This window comes from Lentzea roselyniae (genome assembly GCF_039537795.1).
GTDB classification, from domain to species: Bacteria; Actinomycetota; Actinomycetes; order Mycobacteriales; family Pseudonocardiaceae; genus Lentzea; species Lentzea atacamensis.
Map to the genome: position 1 here is coordinate 246,041 of NZ_BAABBE010000012.1, position 17,401 is coordinate 263,441.

At 69.6% G+C, this 17,401-nt stretch carries 17 protein-coding genes; 14 read left to right on the forward strand and 3 right to left on the reverse strand.

The genetic code is table 11. The annotated features are described in order from the left end of the window. Positions 1–45 precede the first annotated feature (45 nt). Together ABFX45_RS23190 and ABFX45_RS23195 are read left to right on the forward strand one after the other, a co-directional pair. Positions 46–534 (forward strand): YbaK/EbsC family protein, encoded by a 489-nt coding sequence (locus ABFX45_RS23190; RefSeq protein ID WP_233440110.1) that lies wholly within the window; start codon positions 46–48, stop codon positions 532–534. Beyond that, positions 531–1,091, forward strand: coding sequence for a GNAT family N-acetyltransferase (locus tag ABFX45_RS23195; protein WP_109640531.1), 561 nt, complete (start codon positions 531–533; stop codon positions 1,089–1,091). Before ABFX45_RS23190 ends, ABFX45_RS23195 begins: the two co-directional genes overlap by 4 nt. On the opposite strand, the gene def is transcribed toward ABFX45_RS23195, so the two are convergent. Next, positions 1,088–1,600 (reverse strand): peptide deformylase, encoded by a 513-nt coding sequence (gene def, locus ABFX45_RS23200; RefSeq protein WP_109640530.1) that lies wholly within the window; start codon positions 1,598–1,600, stop codon positions 1,088–1,090. The genes ABFX45_RS23195 and def overlap by 4 nt on opposite strands. Positions 1,601–1,651: 51 nt before the next feature. Between def and ABFX45_RS23205 the strand changes: the two genes are divergently transcribed. Both ABFX45_RS23205 and ABFX45_RS23210 read left to right on the forward strand, forming a co-directional pair. Next, positions 1,652–2,287: a GntR family transcriptional regulator gene (locus ABFX45_RS23205; RefSeq protein WP_346131911.1), complete on the forward strand. Its 636-nt coding sequence runs from the start codon at positions 1,652–1,654 to the stop codon at positions 2,285–2,287. Beyond that, positions 2,284–3,270 carry a 1-aminocyclopropane-1-carboxylate deaminase gene (locus ABFX45_RS23210; protein WP_346131912.1) on the forward strand — a complete coding sequence of 329 codons (987 nt, stop codon included), beginning with the start codon at positions 2,284–2,286 and terminating at the stop codon, positions 3,268–3,270. The genes ABFX45_RS23205 and ABFX45_RS23210 overlap by 4 nt, the downstream gene beginning before the upstream one ends. Here the strand turns inward: ABFX45_RS23210 and ABFX45_RS23215 are convergent, their stop codons facing one another. After that, complete coding sequence (locus tag ABFX45_RS23215; RefSeq protein ID WP_346131913.1) at positions 3,271–7,815, reverse strand: ATP-dependent helicase; 4,545 nt, start codon at positions 7,813–7,815, stop codon at positions 3,271–3,273. A 110-nt stretch (positions 7,816–7,925) separates the two neighbouring features. Here ABFX45_RS23215 and ABFX45_RS23220 point away from each other — a divergent pair, with 110 nt between their 5' ends. The 8 genes from ABFX45_RS23220 to ABFX45_RS23255 all read left to right on the forward strand — a co-directional run bounded on the left by ABFX45_RS23220 (position 7,926) and on the right by ABFX45_RS23255 (position 15,042). Then, on the forward strand, positions 7,926–9,782 hold the full coding sequence (locus ABFX45_RS23220; RefSeq protein WP_346131914.1) for an Hsp70 family protein: 1,857 nt from the start codon (positions 7,926–7,928) through the stop codon (positions 9,780–9,782). A gap of 52 nt (positions 9,783–9,834) precedes the next feature. Beyond that, positions 9,835–11,085 (forward strand): MFS transporter, encoded by a 1,251-nt coding sequence (locus tag ABFX45_RS23225; RefSeq protein WP_109640525.1) that lies wholly within the window; start codon positions 9,835–9,837, stop codon positions 11,083–11,085. Between the two features lie 9 nt (positions 11,086–11,094). Continuing rightward, on the forward strand, positions 11,095–11,289 hold the full coding sequence (locus tag ABFX45_RS23230; RefSeq protein ID WP_170155231.1) for a DUF3046 domain-containing protein: 195 nt from the start codon (positions 11,095–11,097) through the stop codon (positions 11,287–11,289). Between the two features lie 146 nt (positions 11,290–11,435). Continuing rightward, positions 11,436–12,482 (forward strand): recombinase RecA, encoded by a 1,047-nt coding sequence (gene recA / locus ABFX45_RS23235; RefSeq protein ID WP_109640524.1) that lies wholly within the window; start codon positions 11,436–11,438, stop codon positions 12,480–12,482. Between the two features lie 14 nt (positions 12,483–12,496). Continuing rightward, positions 12,497–13,006 (forward strand): regulatory protein RecX, encoded by a 510-nt coding sequence (locus ABFX45_RS23240; RefSeq protein ID WP_109640523.1) that lies wholly within the window; start codon positions 12,497–12,499, stop codon positions 13,004–13,006. 10 nt (positions 13,007–13,016) lie between these two features. After that, positions 13,017–13,634, forward strand: a complete 618-nt coding sequence (locus tag ABFX45_RS23245) for a nucleotidyltransferase family protein (RefSeq protein WP_211337650.1) — start codon at positions 13,017–13,019, stop codon at positions 13,632–13,634. Between the two features lie 45 nt (positions 13,635–13,679). Next, entirely contained in the window at positions 13,680–14,129 is a 450-nt protein-coding gene (locus tag ABFX45_RS23250; RefSeq protein ID WP_109640522.1) for a MarR family winged helix-turn-helix transcriptional regulator, read from the forward strand. A gap of 112 nt (positions 14,130–14,241) precedes the next feature. Further along, a complete protein-coding gene (locus tag ABFX45_RS23255; protein ID WP_346131915.1) occupies positions 14,242–15,042 on the forward strand; it encodes an alpha/beta fold hydrolase in 801 nt (266 codons plus the stop codon). 64 nt (positions 15,043–15,106) lie between these two features. On the opposite strand, the gene ABFX45_RS23260 is transcribed toward ABFX45_RS23255, so the two are convergent. After that, positions 15,107–15,910, reverse strand: coding sequence for a S1 family peptidase (locus tag ABFX45_RS23260; protein ID WP_346131916.1), 804 nt, complete (start codon positions 15,908–15,910; stop codon positions 15,107–15,109). 185 nt (positions 15,911–16,095) lie between these two features. Between ABFX45_RS23260 and ABFX45_RS23265 the strand changes: the two genes are divergently transcribed. Together ABFX45_RS23265 and ABFX45_RS23270 are read left to right on the forward strand one after the other, a co-directional pair. Continuing rightward, positions 16,096–16,839 carry a hypothetical protein gene (locus ABFX45_RS23265; protein ID WP_346131917.1) on the forward strand — a complete coding sequence of 248 codons (744 nt, stop codon included), beginning with the start codon at positions 16,096–16,098 and terminating at the stop codon, positions 16,837–16,839. A gap of 139 nt (positions 16,840–16,978) precedes the next feature. Next, positions 16,979–17,278, forward strand: a complete 300-nt coding sequence (locus tag ABFX45_RS23270; protein WP_346131918.1) for an RNA ligase family protein — start codon at positions 16,979–16,981, stop codon at positions 17,276–17,278. Positions 17,279–17,401: the final 123 nt, after the last annotated feature.

Sequence of the window (17,401 nt, forward strand, 5' to 3'; positions counted from 1 at the left end):
CAACCCGCCCCACCACGTGGGGGCCAGTCGTGGTCTGATGGTGATGTGAGTGCGCTCGAACACCCTGGAATCCGCAGAGTCGCCGAAGCCCTGCCACCCGCCACCGCCGAACGCATCGTCGTGCTGCCGGACGCCGTGCGGACCGCGGCAGCCGCAGCGGACGCGGTGGGCGTGCAGGTCGGCGCGATCGCGAACAGCCTGCTGTTCGCCGCGGTGCGCGACGGCGTGGCGACCCCGCTGCTGGTGCTGACCTCGGGTGCGCACCGGGCGGACACGTCACTCGTCGCCGAACTGGTGGGTGCGGACGCGGTGAAGCGCGCCGACCCGGAGTTCGTGCGCGAGCACACGGGCCAGGTGATCGGCGGGGTCTCGCCGGTCGGGCACCCAGCGCCGATCGAGACGGTGGTGGACGAGGCGTTGTCCGGCTACGAGGAGATCTGGGCGGCCGCGGGACATCCGCACGCCGTGTACCCCACGACCTTCGCGGAACTGGTGGCGCTGACGGGCGGACGTGTGGCGGTGGTGTCGTCATGACGGCGTCGCCACGCCTGGAGCGCATCGTCGAGATGTCCGCGTCCGAGCTGAACCTCCGCCTCGGTGAAGCGCTCGCGCTGTACGTGACCGCGATGAACTACCCGCCCAGCACCGTCGAGCAGCGCGCCCCGATGTGGCTCGCGCACATGATGCGGGAGGACTGGCGCTGCGTCGTGGCGCTGGGGGAGCAGGACGAGCTCGTCGGCATCGGGTACGGCTACCGCGGCGCCGCCGGGCAGTGGTGGCACGAGCAGGTGCGGCGCGGGCTGATGGCCGTCGCGTCACCCTCCGTCGTCGAGGACTGGCTCACCGACTACTTCGAGCTGACCGAGCTCCACGTGCTGCCGCGCGCGCAGGGCCGTGGCCTCGGCGAGGACCTGTTGCGCCGGCTCTTGGAGAGCGTGCCGTCGTCCCGCGTGCTGCTGTCCACGCCCGAAGGCCCGAGCAAGGCGTGGAAGCTCTACCGGCGCGTCGGTTTCCTGGACGTGTTGCGGCACTACCAGTTCACCGGCGACCCGCGCCCGTTCGCGGTGCTCGGCCGGATGCTGCCTCTCTAGCTCGCCCAGAACCACTCCGACTCCCGTGCCGCGCGCAACGCCTTGCGTCGCAGCTCCGGAGTGAGCCGGGACAGGTACAGCTTCCCGTCGAGATGATCGGTCTCGTGCTGCAAGCACCGCGCCAGCAACCCGGTTCCGCGCACCACCACAGGCTCGTTGCGCAGATCAACGCCGCGCACGACGGCCTCCTGTGCGCGCACCGTCGGGTACCAAAGTCCTGGTACCGACAGGCATCCCTCGCCGTCGTCCTGCGTCTCCTCGGACAACTCGACGATCTCCGGGTTGATCACGTACCCGGTCAGCCGTCCGTCCTCGGTGGGGACGTCGTAGCTGAACGCACGCAGCCCCACCCCGATCTGCGGCGCCGCGAGCCCGGCTCGCCCGTCGGGCTTCACCGTGTCGAGCAGGTCGCTGATCAGCGCTTCGAGGTTGCGGTCGAACCGCGTCACCGGGTCGGCACGGCTCATCAGCACCGGGTCACCGAAATATCGGATATCGCGTACTGCCATGCCGTCCAGCCTAGGTTGCGATCACCGGACCACGCCCCTACTCTCACCAATATGCAATATATTGGATATGGGTCACTGAAGGAGCGGGCGGCCGCCGAGATCAGGTCGGCGATCGTGCGCGGCGACCTCGAACCGGGCACCGCCATCAAGGACGTCGAGCTGGCCGAGAAGCTCGGCCTCTCCCGCACCCCGGTGCGCGAGGCGCTCGCCACGCTGGCCGACGAGGGCCTCGTCGAGACCAAGCCGCACGCGTACACCCGTGTCACCGCGCTGGAAGCGGAGCCGGTGCTCGACGCGCTCGTTGTCGTGCAGTCGATGCATTCCCTCGCGACCGGCCTGGTCGTGAAGTCGCGGTCGATCACGGCCGAGGACATCGCCGCGATGCGCGCCGCGAACAAGGCCTTCAAGAAGGCGCTCGACGCCAACGACGCCGTCGCCGCCCTGGCCGCCGACGACGAGTTCCACGCGGTGGCCGTCCACCGCTGCAACAACTTCGCGATCGCCGCGACCATCGACCGCTACACCCCGCTGGTCCGCCGCCTCGAACACAGCAGGTTCTCCTCGCCCAACGCCCGTCACTCCGTGCCCCAGCACGACCAGATCATCGAGGCGTGCGAGCAAGGCGACCACGCGCTGGCCTCGACCTTGGTCGACAAGAACTGGAGCACGCTGCAGGAGGAACTGTGAACAGATTCCCGCTTCTCTTCGGTCCCTCGCCGGTCCACCGCCTGGACCGCCTGACCACGCACCTCGGCGGCGCCTCGGTCTGGGCGAAGCGCGAGGACTGCAACTCCGGCCTCGCCTACGGCGGCAACAAGACCCGCAAGCTCGAATACCTCGTCGCCGACGCGCTCGCCACCGGCTGCGACACCCTCGTGTCGATCGGCGGCATCCAGTCCAACCACACCCGCCAGGTAGCGGCCGCCGCGGCGCGCGCGGGCCTGAAAGCCGTGCTGGTGCAGGAAAGCTGGGTCGACTGGACCGACGTGGGCCACGACCGGGTGGGCAACATCCTGCTCAGCCGCATGATGGGAGCCGACGTCCGTCTGGTGAACGCCGAGTTCGGCATCGGCGTCAAACCCGCCTGGGAACAGGCCATCGAGGACGTCCGCGCGTCCGGCGGCAAGCCCTACCCGATCCCAGCCGGCGCCTCCGACCACCCGCTGGGCGGCATGGGCTTCGCGAACTGGGCCGACGAGGTCCGCCAGCAGGAAGCCCAGCTGGGCGTCTTCTTCGACACCATCATCGTCTGCTCGGTCACCGGCAGCACCCAGGCGGGCATGGTCGCCGGTTTCGCGAACGACGCCAACCGCCGCGTGCTCGGCATCGACGCGTCCGCCAAGCCCGCCGAGACCCTCGACCAGATCACCCGCATCGCCCACAACACCGCCAAGCTCCGCGAGGTCACGGTGTCCGAGAAGGACATCCTCCTCGACGACCGCTTCCACGCCGGCACCTACGGCATCGCCGACCAGTCCACAGTGGACGCCATGCGGCTCGGCGCCCGGCTCGAAGGCATGATCACCGACCCCGTCTACGAGGGGAAGTCGCTGGCAGGCCTCATCCACCTCGTGTCGTCGGGTGAGATCGACCGCGACTCCACGGTTCTCTACGCCCACCTCGGCGGCCAGCCGGCCCTGAACGCCTACAGCTCGCTCTTCCCCGCCTGATCAAGCTCTCAACCGCAGTCCCTTCGGTGTGGCACGGAAACCCGCTTCCTGCAGCACCGTCGCGAGGTGCGAGGTCAGCGCGACCTCGCCGTCGGCCCGCTGCACGGCCAGCTGACCGAGCCAGCCGTCACGGACCGCCCGGCTCAGCGCGTTCGCGGCGATGCGCAACGTCGGGTCGTCGTCGGTGAAGGACAGCAGGGACTTGCCACCCCGCTCGACGTACAGCGCCGGGCTGCCGTCGACCAGGACCGCCAGCGCACCGGCCTTGCGTGCCGGCCGGTGTTTGCCCTCTCCCAGCGGATCCGGCCACGGCAACGCGGCACCGTACGGCTGGGCCGGGTCGGCCGCCGCGAGCACCACGGCAGCCTGGTCGGCCTGCGCCGGCTGACCGGGTGGACGGGACAACGCCCGCAGCCGGTCCACCGCGCCGCGCGCCGCGAACTGGGCCGCGCCCAGCCCTTCGACGACGTAGCCGCGGATCACCTGGCCCGATTCCTCCATGGCCCGCAGGACCTTGTAGACGCCGCTGAACCCACCGGTCACGCGTTCGGTGTCGAGGGCGCCACGGGTCAGCACGCCGTGGCGTTCCAGGAAAGCCTCGGCTCTGGCGTGCGCCCGGCGAGTCGGGTCTTCCGCCGGGCTCACCGCCAGCGACCAGCGGCCCGCGGCCGTCGGCGGACCCGTGCGCGACGGCATGTCCGGACGAGCCGCCCGCAGCCGGGCGTAGCGACCCCGCGGAGCGCTGCGGCGAGGTTTGTGGGCCGCGCCGCCACCGGACACCAACGCGCGCAGCGGAGACAGCGTGTCGTTGGTGATCAGGCCCGCCCACACCAGGTCCCACAGCGCGCCGACGACCTCGGCGTCCGTGCACTCCACGGACAGCGAGACCCGGTCGACCACCTGCCGGAAGAACAGCGCGCCACCGGACAGGGTCTCCAGGACCGCCGTGTGCAGCGGCGACTCCGGGATCGACTCCGGGACCAGATCGGGCAGCAGCAGATCGGCCACGTCCGTCGGGGCCAGCGCGATCCAGCCGTCGCCACCGGCCAGCGAACCGCAGCCCGTCCACGTCACCTCGCCGGACGCGGTCAGCTCGTCCAGCAGCGCCGGGTAGTAGCCCGGCAGCCGGGAGGGCAGCAGCAGGGATTCCAAGGCACTCGCGGGAAGTGGCGCTCCCGCGAGCTGTTCCACCACCGAGAACACGTCGTCGACCGTCGGCGCCGAACGCAGCCGCCGGCCCAGACCGTGCCACGACGGCAGGAACCGGCCCAGCGCCGCCGGTTCGACCGGCTCCACCTCGGAACGCAGGCGGGCCAGCGAGGCGCGGCGCAGGCGGCGCAGCACGTCCGCGTCGCAGTACTCGGTGTGCGTGCCGCCGGGCCGCAGCTCACCGCGGACCAGCCGGCCCGTGGCCGCCATCCGCTCCAGGACGCCCGTCACCACGGCCACGCCCAGACCGAAGCGAGCAGCGGGTTCCGCGGCGGCGAACGGGCCGTGGGTGCGGGCGTAGCGGCTCAGCAGGTCGCCCAGCGGATCGGCCACCGGTTCGGTGAACGCCTCCGGGACACCGACCGGGAGGGCGGCACCGAGCGCGTCGCGGACCCGGCCGGCGTCTTCGATCGCGATCGTGCGTTCCTCACCGGCGATCCGGACGCGGATCGCCCTGCGCGCGGACACCAGCTCGTCCAGCCACGCGCGGGGCACGCCGCGTTCGAGAGCCTCCGCGTCGGAGAGGTCTCCCAGGAACCGCAACAGGTCCGCGGTGTCCTCGGCGTGCCGCGGGCGGCGGTCCTCGGTCAGGCGCCGCAGGCTGCGCTCGACCTCGGCCACGACCTCCGGGTCCAGCAGTTCCCGGATCGCCTCGGAGCCGAGCAGCTCCGCGAGCAGCGTCGAGTCGAGGGACAGCGCCGCCGCACGGCGTTCCGCCAGAGGAGCGTCCAGCTCGTAGAGGAACATGCCGACGTACCCGAAGAGCAGGCTGCGGGCGAACGGCGACGGCGACGGCGTCTCCACCTCGACCACGCGGACCCGGCGCGCGCGGACGTCGGACATCAGCTCGCGCAGGCCCGGCACGTCGTAGACGTCCTGCAGGCACTCGCGCATCGCCTCCAGGACCACCGGGAACCGCTCGTACTTCGCCGCCACCGACAGCAGCTGCGCCGAGCGTTGCCGCTGCTGCCACAACGGGGTGCGCCGTTTCGGATCGCGGCGGGGGAGCAGCAGCGAGCGGGCCGCGCACTCGCGGAACCGGGCCGCGAACAACGCCGAGCCGCCGACCTCGGCCACCACGATCTGCTCGACCTCGTCGGGATCGAGCAGCACGTCCTCGGCGCTCGCCGTGATCTCCACGCCCTCGAAGTCGAGCGCGTCGGGCAACCGCAGCACGATGCCGTCGTCGGAGTGCGCCGCCTGCACCTCGACGCCACGGCGTTCGCGCAGCCGTGCCGCGATCGCCAGCGCCCACGGCGCGTTGACCTGGGCGCCGAACGGGGAGTGCACCACGAGCCGCCAGTCGCCCAGCTCGTCGCGGAACCGTTCCACCAGAACGGTTCTGTCGTGCGGGACGTGCCGCGTCGCCTCCCGCTGCTCGCTCAGGTACGCCAGCAGGTTGTCCGTCGCCCACTTGTCCAGCCCGGCGGAGGCGGCCCGTTCGCGAGCGGCCGAATCCTCCATCGTGGACACTTCGCGGAGGAACTTGCCCATCGCGCGGCCGAGTTCCAGCGGACGGCCCGGTGCGTCGCCCTTCCAGAACGGCATCCGCGCGGGCTGACCCGGCGCGGGCACCACGATCACCCGGTCGTGGGTGATGTCCTCGACCCGCCACGACGACGTGCCCAGCAGGAACGTGTCGCCGACCCGCGACTCGTAGACCATCTCCTCGTCGAGCTCGCCGACCCGTGAACCGGGACCGTTCTCCGACGGTGGTGTCATCACCGCGAACAGCCCGCGGTCGGGGATCGTGCCGCCGGACGTGACCGCGAGCCGTTGCGAGCCGGGCCGCCCGCGCAGCTCGGAGTTCACCCGGTCCCACGTGATCCGCGGCCGCAGCTCGCCGAACTCCTCGGACGGGTACCGGCCCGACAGCATGTCCAGCACCGCGTGCAGCGCCGAGTCCGGCAGCCCGGCGAACGGCGCCGCCCGCCGCACCAGCGCGGTCAGCTCCTCGACCGTCCACGTCTCCATCGCCACCATCGCGACGATGTGCTGTGCCAGCACGTCCAGCGGGTTGCGCGGGAACTTCACGGCCTCGATCGCGCCGTTCTGCATCCGCTCCGCCACCACCGCGCACGACACCAGGTCGCCGCGGAACTTCGGAAACATCACGCCCCGCGACACCGCGCCCACCTGGTGCCCGGCGCGGCCGACGCGCTGCAGCCCCGAGGCGACCGACGGCGGCGCCTCGACCTGCACCACCAGGTCGACCGAGCCCATGTCGATGCCGAGCTCCAGCGACGACGTCGCCACCACGCACGGCAGCCGCCCGGACTTGAGGTCTTCCTCCACCGCCGTGCGCTGCTCGCGTGACATCGACCCGTGGTGCGCGCGGGCCACGGACGCGGTCTTCTGGACCGTGAGCCCCGACTGACCGATCGCCTCGGCCGGGAAGGACTCCAGCTCGGTGGCTTCCTCCGCGAGCTCGTTCAGGCGCGCGGTCAGCCGTTCGGCGAGCCGCCGCGAGTTCGCGAAGACGATCGTCGACCGGTGTGCCCGCACCAGTTCGAGCACCCGTGCCTCGACCGACGGCCAGATCGAGGCGCGCTGCTCGGCTCCCGCCGCCGAGCCCGAGACCTCACCCGTCGGCTGGCCGAGCAGCGACATGTCCTCGACCGGCACCTCCACCTCGACCTGGATGGTCTTGGGAGTCTTCGGCTGCACCACCGACACCGGGCGGCCGCCGGAGAGGAACGTGCTGATCTCCTCGACCGGCCGCACCGTCGCCGACAGCCCGATCCGCTGCGCCGGCCGTTCGAGCAGCGCGTCCAGCCGTTCCAGCGACAACGCGAGGTGTGCGCCGCGTTTGGTGCCGGCCACCGCGTGCACCTCGTCGACGATCACCGTCTCCACGCCGCGCAACGACTCGCGCGCCGACGAGGTCAGCAGCAGGAACAACGACTCCGGCGTCGTCACCAGCACGTCCGGCGGAGTGCGCCCGAACGCCCGCCGTTCCTCCGGAGACGTGTCGCCCGTCCTCATTCCGACCGTGATCGACGGCTCCGCCAGTCCCAGCCGGTGCGCGGCCTGCCGGATCCCGGCCAGCGGCGCGCGCAGATTTCGTTCGACGTCCACCGCCAGCGCTTTCAACGGCGAGACGTAAAGGACCCGGCACCGTTTTTTCGGCTCCGCGGGTGCGCCGGAAGCAGCCAGCCGGTCGAGTGCCCACAGGAACGCGGCCAGCGTCTTGCCGGAGCCCGTCGGGGCGATGACCAGCGCGTGCTCGCCCGCCGCCGCGGCCGCCCACGCGCCGGTCTGCGCCTGGGTGGGCGCGGCGAAAGCCCCGGCGAACCACTGCCTGGTCGCCGGTGAGAAAGCCTCCATCACGTCCATGGGCACCATCATGACGGCGGGGTCTGACAATTTCTGATTACGCAGGTCCGAGCACCTGCCGGAGGCCGCTGTGGCACGATCACCGAAGTACGTCCTGCGAGGGGAGCACGGTGCGCGTCCTGTCCGTCGACCTGGGCACCGCCAACACGGTTGCGGTGCTGTCCGACCACGGTGTGGTGGATCTGGACGGAGGGCCGACCATGCCCTCGTCCGTCTACCTCGACGAGGACGGCACCCTTCGCGTCGGCAGGGAAGCGGAGCGGCGTTCGCGCCAGGACCCGTCGCGCTACGAGCCGAACCCGAAGCGCCACATCGACGAGGCGACGATCAAGCTCGGCGAGACGAACCTGCCGGTCAACGACGCGCTCGCGGCCATCTACGCGCGCGTGATGGAGTCCGTGACCCCGTTGCTCGGCGGCGGTCAGCTCGACGAGATCCGCCTCACGCACCCCGCCGAATGGGGCCCGACCAGGCGCAACAAGCTGCTGTCCTCGGCGAGGCTCGCGGGCATGACCGGCCAGCTCGTGCCGGTCCCCGAGGCCATCGCGGTCGCGTCGCTCGGTGGCGGCCGCCCGCTCGCCGTCTACGACTTCGGCGCCGACACGTTCGACGTCTCCGTGCTCGACTCCGAGCACCGCATCCTCGCCGACGGCAGCCTCAGCGACGTCGGCGGTCTCGACGTCGACCAGGCGCTGCTGGAACACATCGGCCGCGCGGTCTCCCACAAGGACCCGGCCGGCTGGCAGCGGTTGCTGCGCCCGGTCACCGTGGACGACCACCGCGCCCGCCTCGGCCTGCGCGAGGAGCTGCGCCTCGCCAAGGAGGACCTCTCCGAGCTGCCTCAGGTCGAGGTGATGATGCCGGAGCCGTTCGAGAAGGTCGTCGTCACGCGCGCCGAGCTGGAGGCGCTGATCCGGCCGAGCCTGATCCGCAGCGCCGAGCTCCTCATCGCCACCGTGCAGAAGGCCGGTGTCACGCCGGAGCACGTCTACCTCGTCGGCGGCTCCTGCCGGATGCCGCTGGTCGCCCAGGTCATCGCGGAGAAGGTCGGCATCGTCCCGACCAACCCCGACCACCCGGAGACGATCGTCGCGTCCGGCGCGCAGGTCGTGGACCGCGCGACGATCACGTTGAAGGCAGAGGACGACAAGCCCAAGTTCGTCGAACCGCCCACGGTCGTCACCACGCCGGTCAGCCCCTCCGTCAGCGGCTCGTACCCGGTCAGCCCGACGACCAGCGGCTCGTACCCGGTCGGCCCGACCGCGAGCGGCTCGTACCCGGTCAACCCGAACGTGAGCGGGCCGTACTCGGCGAGCGGCACGTACCCGGTCACCGCGCCGTACCAGGTGAACCCGTCGGTCAGCGGCAGCTACCCGATGAACTTCCCGCAGCAGGCGCCGAAGAAGGACAACAAGAAGGTCCTCCTCGGCATCGGTGGCGCGGTCGTGGCGCTGGCCGTCGTGATCGGCGCTGTGTTCGCGTTCTCCGGTCCGGACCTGCCCAGCGCGGACGAGTGCAAGGACGACACCGCCCAGGACGGCCAGGGCTTCACGAAGTGCCTGCGCCAGCTCGCGGGCCACGTGCCCGACGGCGGAGGCTGCGAGAAGGCCGGCTCCGCGCAGATCACCGGCATGGAGGAGATCAAGGGCACGGTCGTGAGCTGCACGATCCGCGACGGCTACGAGGTCCAGTACATCCTCACCGACAGCGTCACCGGTGCCGAGAACAACGCCGACGCCATCGCGAAGTCGTTCCAGACCGACCGCGTCGAGGCCGACTGGACCGGCAACGGCCTGGAGGGCACCTACCGCGCGGCCACCTCGACCGGCACCGGTGTGCTGGTGTTCACGGCCAAGGGGCGCCCCATGTTCGGCATCCTCACCAAGCACGCCGAGGAGAACGCCGACGAGCTCAAGCCGGACGAAATCGCCGATTTCTTCGAGAACTCCGTTCAACCGGGTGAGTAAGCGCCCCTGATGGACCTGTCGGCGCGCGGCTGAGCGTGCCACCATCGCGATCATGGTGACGGTCGCGCCGCAGGTCGAACGCGTGCAGCGCAAGGTCGTCCGCGTGCTGACCGGCACCCAGGTCCTGGGGTCGGCCGCGGTGACGATCGGGCTCGCGATCAGCACGTTGATCGCCGCGTCGCTGTCCGGATCCGATGCCGTCGGCGGGCTCGCGCAGACCGCGGCCGTCGCCGGAGCCGCGTTGCTCGCCCTGCCCGGTGCCCGTCTGGCGCAACGGCGTGGGCGTCGGCCCGCGCTCCTCCTCGGCTACGGGGTGGGCGCGCTCGGTGCGTTGGTGGCCGCTGTCGCCGTGAGCGCCGGGCTGTGGCAAGTGCTGCTGGTGGGGCTCCTCCTGTTCGGAGGGGCGTCCAGCGCGAACTACGCGGCTCGTTATGCCGCAACGGACCTGGCGGATCCGCAACGCCGCGCGCGCGAGCTGTCCCGTGTGGTGTGGGCGGCCATGATCGGGGCGATCATCGGGCCGAACCTCGCCGATCCCGCCGGGCGGACGGCTGCTTCGCTGGGGCTGCCGGTGGGCGCGGGACCGTTCCTGCTCGCCGCTCTCGTGCTCGGCGCCGCGGCGCTGGTGATCCAGCTCGGGTTGCGGCCGGACCCGTTGGTCGTCGTGAAAAGCACTCGACCGGTTGAATCTCCGCACTGCTCTGGCGGAGGCACACCCGGTGGTCTGAGGATCTGGGGATCGCTCGGGCCGATGGCGCGGCTTGCACTCGTTGGAGTGATGTTGTGCCACACCGCGATGGTCGGGCTGATGTCGATGACGCCGGTGCACATGAACCACTCCGGGTCGTCGTTGCGCGTGGTCGGCATCGTGATCAGCCTGCACGTCGCCGCGATGTACGCCGCGAGCCCGTTGTTCGGGTGGATGGCGGACCGGCTCGGGCGCGTGCCGGTGCTCGCGATCGGCGCGTCGCTGGTGGTGGCGGCGTCCGGGATCGCGGGGATGGCGCCGTCGCACGACGCTCCGCAGCTCGCCGCGGGACTGGCGCTGCTCGGGTTCGGCTGGTCGGCGGGGCTGGTGTCGGGATCCGCACTGCTGACCGAGTCCGTGCGGGTGGAGGACCGGCCGGCCGCGCAGGGACTGTCCGATCTGGTGATGAACGTCGGTGGCGCCGTTGGTGGCGCCGTGTCCGGGATCGTCGTCACCGCGTGGTCGTACGCGGCGCTCGGGCTGATCGTGGGGTTCACCGCGCTGCCGCTGCTGATCGTGTGCCTCTTCGCATCGCTGCACAGACCCGTTCGTTAGTGTCTGCAGGTGCGCATCACCATGTTCCGCAAGCTCATGGCAGGGGAGTTCGGCCAGGTCAGGGCCGAGATGATCGCCCGTGACCACGTCCTGTCGTCGCTCGGCGGACGCACCGCCGACGAGGCTCTGGAGGCGGGGATCGGGGCCAAGGAAGTCTGGCTCGCGGTCTGCGACGCGTTCGAAATTCCCGAAAATCGTCGCTGAGCTGGCCCTTCGGAGTGTCGCGTGTGCTCGAACACGTGTTCGGCTAGAGTGGCCCCGACCCCGGCTTCGCGAAATTGTCAGACCCCGCCAGTAGCGTCAGGTCCAACATGACGAAGCAACGGCAGACGACAAGAGGTGGACCCAAGATGGCACCCGCAGCACCCGACCGGGACAAGGCGCTCGAGCTGGCCCTGGCGCAGATCGACAAGCAGTTCGGCAAGGGCTCCGTGATGCGCCTCGGCGAAGAGGGCCGCGCCCCGATCGAGGTGATCCCGACCGGTGCGATCGCGCTGGACGTGGCGCTGGGCATCGGCGGTCTGCCGAAGGGCCGCGTCGTCGAGATCTACGGTCCTGAGTCCTCCGGTAAGACCACCGTCGCCCTGCACGCCGTCGCGAACGCCCAGAAGGCCGGCGGCATCGCGGCGTTCATCGACGCGGAGCACGCGCTCGACCCCGAGTACGCGAAGAAGCTGGGCGTCGACACCGACGCGCTGCTGGTCTCCCAGCCCGACACCGGTGAGCAGGCGCTCGAGATCGCGGACATGCTGGTCCGCTCCGGCGCGCTCGACATCCTGGTCATCGACTCGGTCGCCGCGCTCGTGCCGCGCGCCGAGATCGAGGGCGAGATGGGCGACAACCACGTCGGTCTGCAGGCCCGCCTGATGAGCCAGGCGCTGCGCAAGATCACCGGTGCGCTCAGCGCGTCCAACACGACCGCGATCTTCATCAACCAGCTGCGCGAGAAGATCGGCGTGATGTTCGGCTCCCCGGAGACCACGACCGGTGGTAAGGCGCTGAAGTTCTACGCCTCCGTGCGCCTGGACGTCCGCCGCATCGAGACCCTGAAGGACGGCGGCGAGCCCGTCGGCAACCGCACCAGGGTCAAGGTCGTGAAGAACAAGGTCGCGCCGCCGTTCAAGCAGGCCGAGTTCGACATCCTCTACGGCCAGGGCATCTCGCGCGAGGGCTCGCTCATCGACATGGGCGTCGACCAGGGCATCCTGCGCAAGTCCGGTGCCTGGTACACCTACGAGGGCGACCAGCTCGGCCAGGGCAAGGAGAACGCGCGGAAGTTCCTGCGCGACAACCCGGACATCGCCAACGAGATCGAGAAGCGCATCAAGGACAAGCTCGGCATCGGCGCCACCCTCGACGCCGAAGAAGCGGCTCCCGCCGCGCCGGTCGAGTTCTAAGAGGTAGCAGAAGGTTGGACGAGGCTGAGGAGCAGCGCAAAGCGCGCGACATCTGCTACGCGCTGCTCACCGCTCGCGCCCGATCCCGGCAGGAGCTTCACGACGCGTTGCTGCGCAAGGGGATCAGTGCCGGTGTGGCCGAGGTCGTGCTCGGCAAGTTCGACCGCGCCGGCCTGATCGACGACGCCCAGTTCGCCGAGATGTGGGTCCGTTCCCGCCACACCTACAACGGTCTGGGCCGCCGTGCCCTCGCCATGGAACTGCGCCGCAAGGGCGTGGCCGACGAGGTGGTGGCCGAGGCCGTGGCCGCGGTGGACGGTGAGGCGGAGGAGGAACGGGCCCGCGAACTGGTCCGCAAACGCCTGCGCACGATGTCCGGTGTGGACGAGACAGCGAAGATCCGCCGTCTCGTGGGGGCGTTGGCGCGCAAGGGTTACGCGGAAGGGCTCGCGTACCGGGTGGTGCGCGACGAACTGCGCGCCGCCGGTGACGAGGCGTCGGCTCTGGACGAGCCCTGGCCGTGAGACCGGTGCCGTGCTGATCGGTCGGCTTCCCGTGGACGAACAGGTCGACGCACTTCGTGCGGCACTCGCCCGCAACGAGGTGCTGATGGAGGTCCTGGCCCGTGCCGCGAAGCTCGGCCTGCCTGGGTGGTACCTGACGGCCGGGTGCGTGTTCCAGACCGTGTGGAACGTGGTCACCGGCCGCCCACCGGCCGAGGGCATCAGGGACTACGACCTGTTCTACTTCGACGACTCCGACCTCGGCTGGGATGCGGAGAACGAGGTCATCCAGGCAGGCGCGCACGTTTTCCGCGACCTGCCGGCCGTCGTCGAGATCCGCAACGAGGCACGCGTGCACCTCTGGTACGAGGACCACTTCGGCGTTCCGTGCGAGCCGTACACGTCCACCGAGGCGGCCATCGACTCGTTCGCGGCCACGACCTGTTGTCTCGGCATCCGTGTCGACCGTGACGATCGGTGGCGGATCTACGCGCCGCACGGCCTCGCCGACGTGTTCAACCTCGTCGTCCGCCCGAATCCCGTGCTCGCTCCCCGCAGCGTCTACGAGGCGAAAGCCCGGCGATGGCGCGAACAGTGGCCAGAACTCACGGTGCTGCCCTGGCCCGAACACGCTGGCGACGTCCCGTAACCGATCTCGCCGCTTGGCCGTTTCGTCCCGAGTAGCCTGAAACCCGTGAGCACCACTCCCGACACGTCCGCCGCCACTCCCACCGTCGCGGACCTGCTCTGCTTCGACCTGTACACGACGTCGCGAGCGGTCACGGGCTTCTACCGCCCGATCTTGGACAAGGCGGGCATCACCTACCCGCAGTTCCTCGTGATGCTCCTGCTGTGGGAGCGGGACTCGCGGCCGATCCGGGAACTCGTCCAGGAGCTCGACCTCGAGTACAGCACGCTGTCGCCGTTGATCAAGCGGCTGGAGAAGAGCGGGCTGCTGGTGCGCGTCACGCACCCCGACGACGAGCGGTCCGTGCTCGTGCAGCTCACCGACAAGGGCCGTGACCTGCGGTGGATCGGTGCCGAGATGACCAACCGCCTCGGCGAGGCGCTCGGCATGACCAGCGATGAGATCACCGTCCTGAGGAAGGCGTTGAACCGGGTCAAGCACGGCGCCGAGCGCTAGTGGCCTGAAACACATCGCGCACGAGGTATCTCGTCCGGTAACTTACATCGTGCACGACCTAATTGAGCACGATGCACCGTCACCGCGGTGCCGACGAGAGAGTGAGAGAGCAATGCGAGTTCGTAAGGTGTTCGCCGTTCTTGGGACGCTGCTGGCCCTGGCTGCTTCTGTTCCGTCGGGTGCCGGTGCCGCGGAGGACGCCGGGAAGTCCGGCGCCAAGAAGCCGACCATCGTGCTGGTGCACGGCGCGTTCGCCGACGCGTCCAGCTGGAACGGTGTAGTGGAACGCCTACAGCGCAAGGGATTCCCGGTAGTCGCGGTCGCGAACCCGTTGCGCGGCCTCAGCTACGACGCGAACTACCTGCGCGAGGTGCTCGCCTCGATCGACGGTCCGATCGTTCTCGCCGGACACTCCTACGGCGGCATGGTCCAGTCCCAGGCCGCGCTCGGGAACCCGAACGTGAAGTCGCTCGTCTACGTCGCGGCGTTCGCGCCGGAGAAGGGCGAGAGCGCACTCGAGCTGTCGAACAAGTTCCCCGGCAGCACACTGGGCGACACACTGCAGATCATCGACCTCGGTGACGGCACCAAGGACTTCGCGATCCAGCAGGACAAGTACTGGCAGCAGTTCGCGGCCGACGTGTCCCGCCGGGACGCGACCATCGCGGCGGCGACGCAGCGGCCGGTCAACGACAGCGCGCTGATCGAAGGCGCCGGCGAGCCCGCGTGGCACACCGTCCCGTCCTACTTCGTGGTCGCGGGCAAGGACAAGAACATCCCGATCGTGGCGCAGAAGTGGATGGCCGAGCGCGCCCACGCCCGCGCCGTCGTCGAGGTCGGCAACGCCTCGCACTCGGTGGCCGTATCCCACCCGGAGACCGTGGCCGACCTGATCGTCCGCGCGGCGCGGTAGTGAAAGCGGAAAGCCGGGGCGCTGCAGGGGCGTCCCGGCTTTCGTCATGCGCGGTGTTCGCTCATCAGGGCTTCGCGACCTTGCACCCCGGCAGTGACAAGTCCAGCGTCGTGCCAGGACCGAAGCAGGACACGAAGTCGAACGTCTGCTGGCCGTAGTTGGTGCCCTTGCGGACGGTGACCCTGCCGGCGGCGTTGACCTCGCACGGGTTGTTCATCGTGCAGCGTCGGCCGCTCTCGTTGCCGGTGTTGTTGACACCGACGACCTTGCCGCTCACGTTGTCGATGATCGGCGAACCCGAAGTGCCGCCGATGGTGTTGCACGACGACGTGTAGCGCAGCGAGTCACGCCAGGTCCAGTCGGCTTCCTTGAGCTGGTACACGAAGCCGTCGATCTGGCAGGGGTAGATCTTCTTCCAGTAGCCGGAGACGACGCGGATCTGCGTTTTCGCCACGGGATGCGAGGCCGACAGCTCCAGCGCGCGGCTGCCGTACTGCTGCTGGATCTGCCCGTACGTCGTGTCGAGCTGGTAGAACGCGGCGTCGGTGCCGGTCATCGTCGCGTAGAGGAGTTTCGTCGAGCTCAGGTTCGCGATCTTCGAGCCGGAGGCACCGAGCAGATCGAACCTGCGCTCCTTCACCGTCGTGTTGACGAACACCTGGCCGGGCTTCATGAGTTCGACGCAGTGTCCGTTGGTGAGAACGAGCGCCTCGTCCGCGGCGGTCGAGGTCGGTAGCCGGACCAGCGAACCGGAGCAGTTGTCGAGTTTCACGGCGCCGGTGAAATCGACGGCGGCCTGTGCGGGCGCTGTCGTGACGCCGAGTGCGGCGATCGCCGCGAGCAGGGATCCGACGAGTCGTCGTGCCATGTGCAAGTTTCCTTTCACGGATGGCATCCAGCACCAAGCCTCTACGGATCGTAGCCATTGCGCTACCTTCGGAAGTCGGCTGGCGGGCCGCGAGTAACTCGATCGAGTGAGGATGCAATACCCGGCTAACGGGTGAAGCAGATCAATCGACGTCGTGGTCACACTCGCAACCGCCAGGAGCCGTGATGACCTATTCGACGCAGCCCGCCTACGCCCCTCCTCCGGTCGCACCGCAGAAGCCCGCGAGGTTCGGTGCGCTCGCGTGGACCGCGTTGATCCTCGGGATCGTCGGTGTTGTCTGCTCGTGGGTCATCTTCCTCAACAACCTCACCGCGATCGCCGCGTTCATCGGGATCGTGCTCGGCGTCATCGCGTTGTTCGGCACGCGCAAGATCCTGGCGGCCATCGGCGTCGTTCTTTGTGTCACGGCGATCGCCTTCACCGTGGTGGCGCAGCAGTCCGCGGTCAAAGAGCTCGACAATGTCCTCGACCAGGGCGTCGTGAGCGAGACTCCGAACCAGGAAGCGCTTGCCGAACCTCTGACCTGGGGCACGCGCTACACGTGGGCGAACGGCCTCTCGGTCGACGTCGCCGCGCCCGTCGCGTGCACGCCTGGCGAGTACGCGGCACCGCAGGGCATCGTCCGCGGGACGAAGTTCAAGGTCACGATCACCAACGGCACGAGCGCCGCGTTCGAGACCGCGCTGCTGTCGCTGGGCAACGACGCCCAGTTCAACGAGCAGAAGGCTCCGAAGGTGTTCGACACCAGCGGGGGTTGTAACAGCACTGTCGACAACGCGACTGTGCTGCCCGGCAAGACCTACACCTACGAGGTCTCGTACTCGGTGGGCGCGCAGCCCGGTGAGATGCAGCTCGTGTTCGAGCCGAGCTTCAACTCCGAGAAGGCGGTGTTCGTCGGTCAGGCGTAAGCCGTTCGCGAGCGGGCGCTCGGACGGGTTACAAGACGGGTGCCGTTCCGCGTGATCGCGGGACGGCACCTCGTCATCAACCATCGGTCCGGCGTAAACCGTTAGCGACCGGGTACTCGGACGGGATACAAATTGAGGCATGTTGCGCAAGTACCCGCGAACGCCCCACCTCGAGGGCTCGCGCCTGCAACCGGGCGACGAGGACCTCGACCAGGTGCCGTTCCGTGCGATCGCGGGACGGCACCTCGTCGTCGAGGAGAAGCTCGACGGCGCCAACGCGGGCATCAGCTTCGACTCCTCCGGCGTGCTGAAGTTGCAGTCACGCGGCCATTTTCTGACGGGTGGACCGAGAGAGCGGCAGTTCGCGCCGTTGAAGGCGTGGGCCGCGACGCACCAGGGCGTGCTGTGGGAGAGGCTCGGCACACGCTACGTCCTTTAGAGGTCCTAACAAATGATCGCTTGTTTGCATGCCAGTTCTTGATCGTTGATCATGGTGCGGTGAGGAAGGGTGAGCAGCCACCATGGATCGTGTCCGACGACCTGTGGGAACGAATCGAGCCGT

What these genes read in the sequence shown, in the direction of transcription:
- ABFX45_RS23195 (WP_109640531.1), top strand. Translation starts at nt 531, where the DNA reads ATGACGGCGTCGCCACGCCTGGAGCGCATCGTCGAGATGTCCGCGTCC.
- def (WP_109640530.1), bottom strand. Translation starts at nt 1,600, where the DNA reads ATGGCAGTACGCGATATCCGATATTTCGGTGACCCGGTGCTGATGAGC.
- ABFX45_RS23205 (WP_346131911.1), top strand. Translation starts at nt 1,652, where the DNA reads ATGCAATATATTGGATATGGGTCACTGAAGGAGCGGGCGGCCGCCGAG.
- ABFX45_RS23215 (WP_346131913.1), bottom strand. Translation starts at nt 7,815, where the DNA reads ATGGACGTGATGGAGGCTTTCTCACCGGCGACCAGGCAGTGGTTCGCC.
- ABFX45_RS23225 (WP_109640525.1), top strand. Translation starts at nt 9,835, where the DNA reads ATGGTGACGGTCGCGCCGCAGGTCGAACGCGTGCAGCGCAAGGTCGTC.
- recA (WP_109640524.1), top strand. Translation starts at nt 11,436, where the DNA reads ATGGCACCCGCAGCACCCGACCGGGACAAGGCGCTCGAGCTGGCCCTG.
- ABFX45_RS23255 (WP_346131915.1), top strand. Translation starts at nt 14,242, where the DNA reads ATGCGAGTTCGTAAGGTGTTCGCCGTTCTTGGGACGCTGCTGGCCCTG.
- ABFX45_RS23260 (WP_346131916.1), bottom strand. Translation starts at nt 15,910, where the DNA reads ATGGCACGACGACTCGTCGGATCCCTGCTCGCGGCGATCGCCGCACTC.
- ABFX45_RS23265 (WP_346131917.1), top strand. Translation starts at nt 16,096, where the DNA reads ATGACCTATTCGACGCAGCCCGCCTACGCCCCTCCTCCGGTCGCACCG.
- ABFX45_RS23270 (WP_346131918.1), top strand. Translation starts at nt 16,979, where the DNA reads ATGTTGCGCAAGTACCCGCGAACGCCCCACCTCGAGGGCTCGCGCCTG.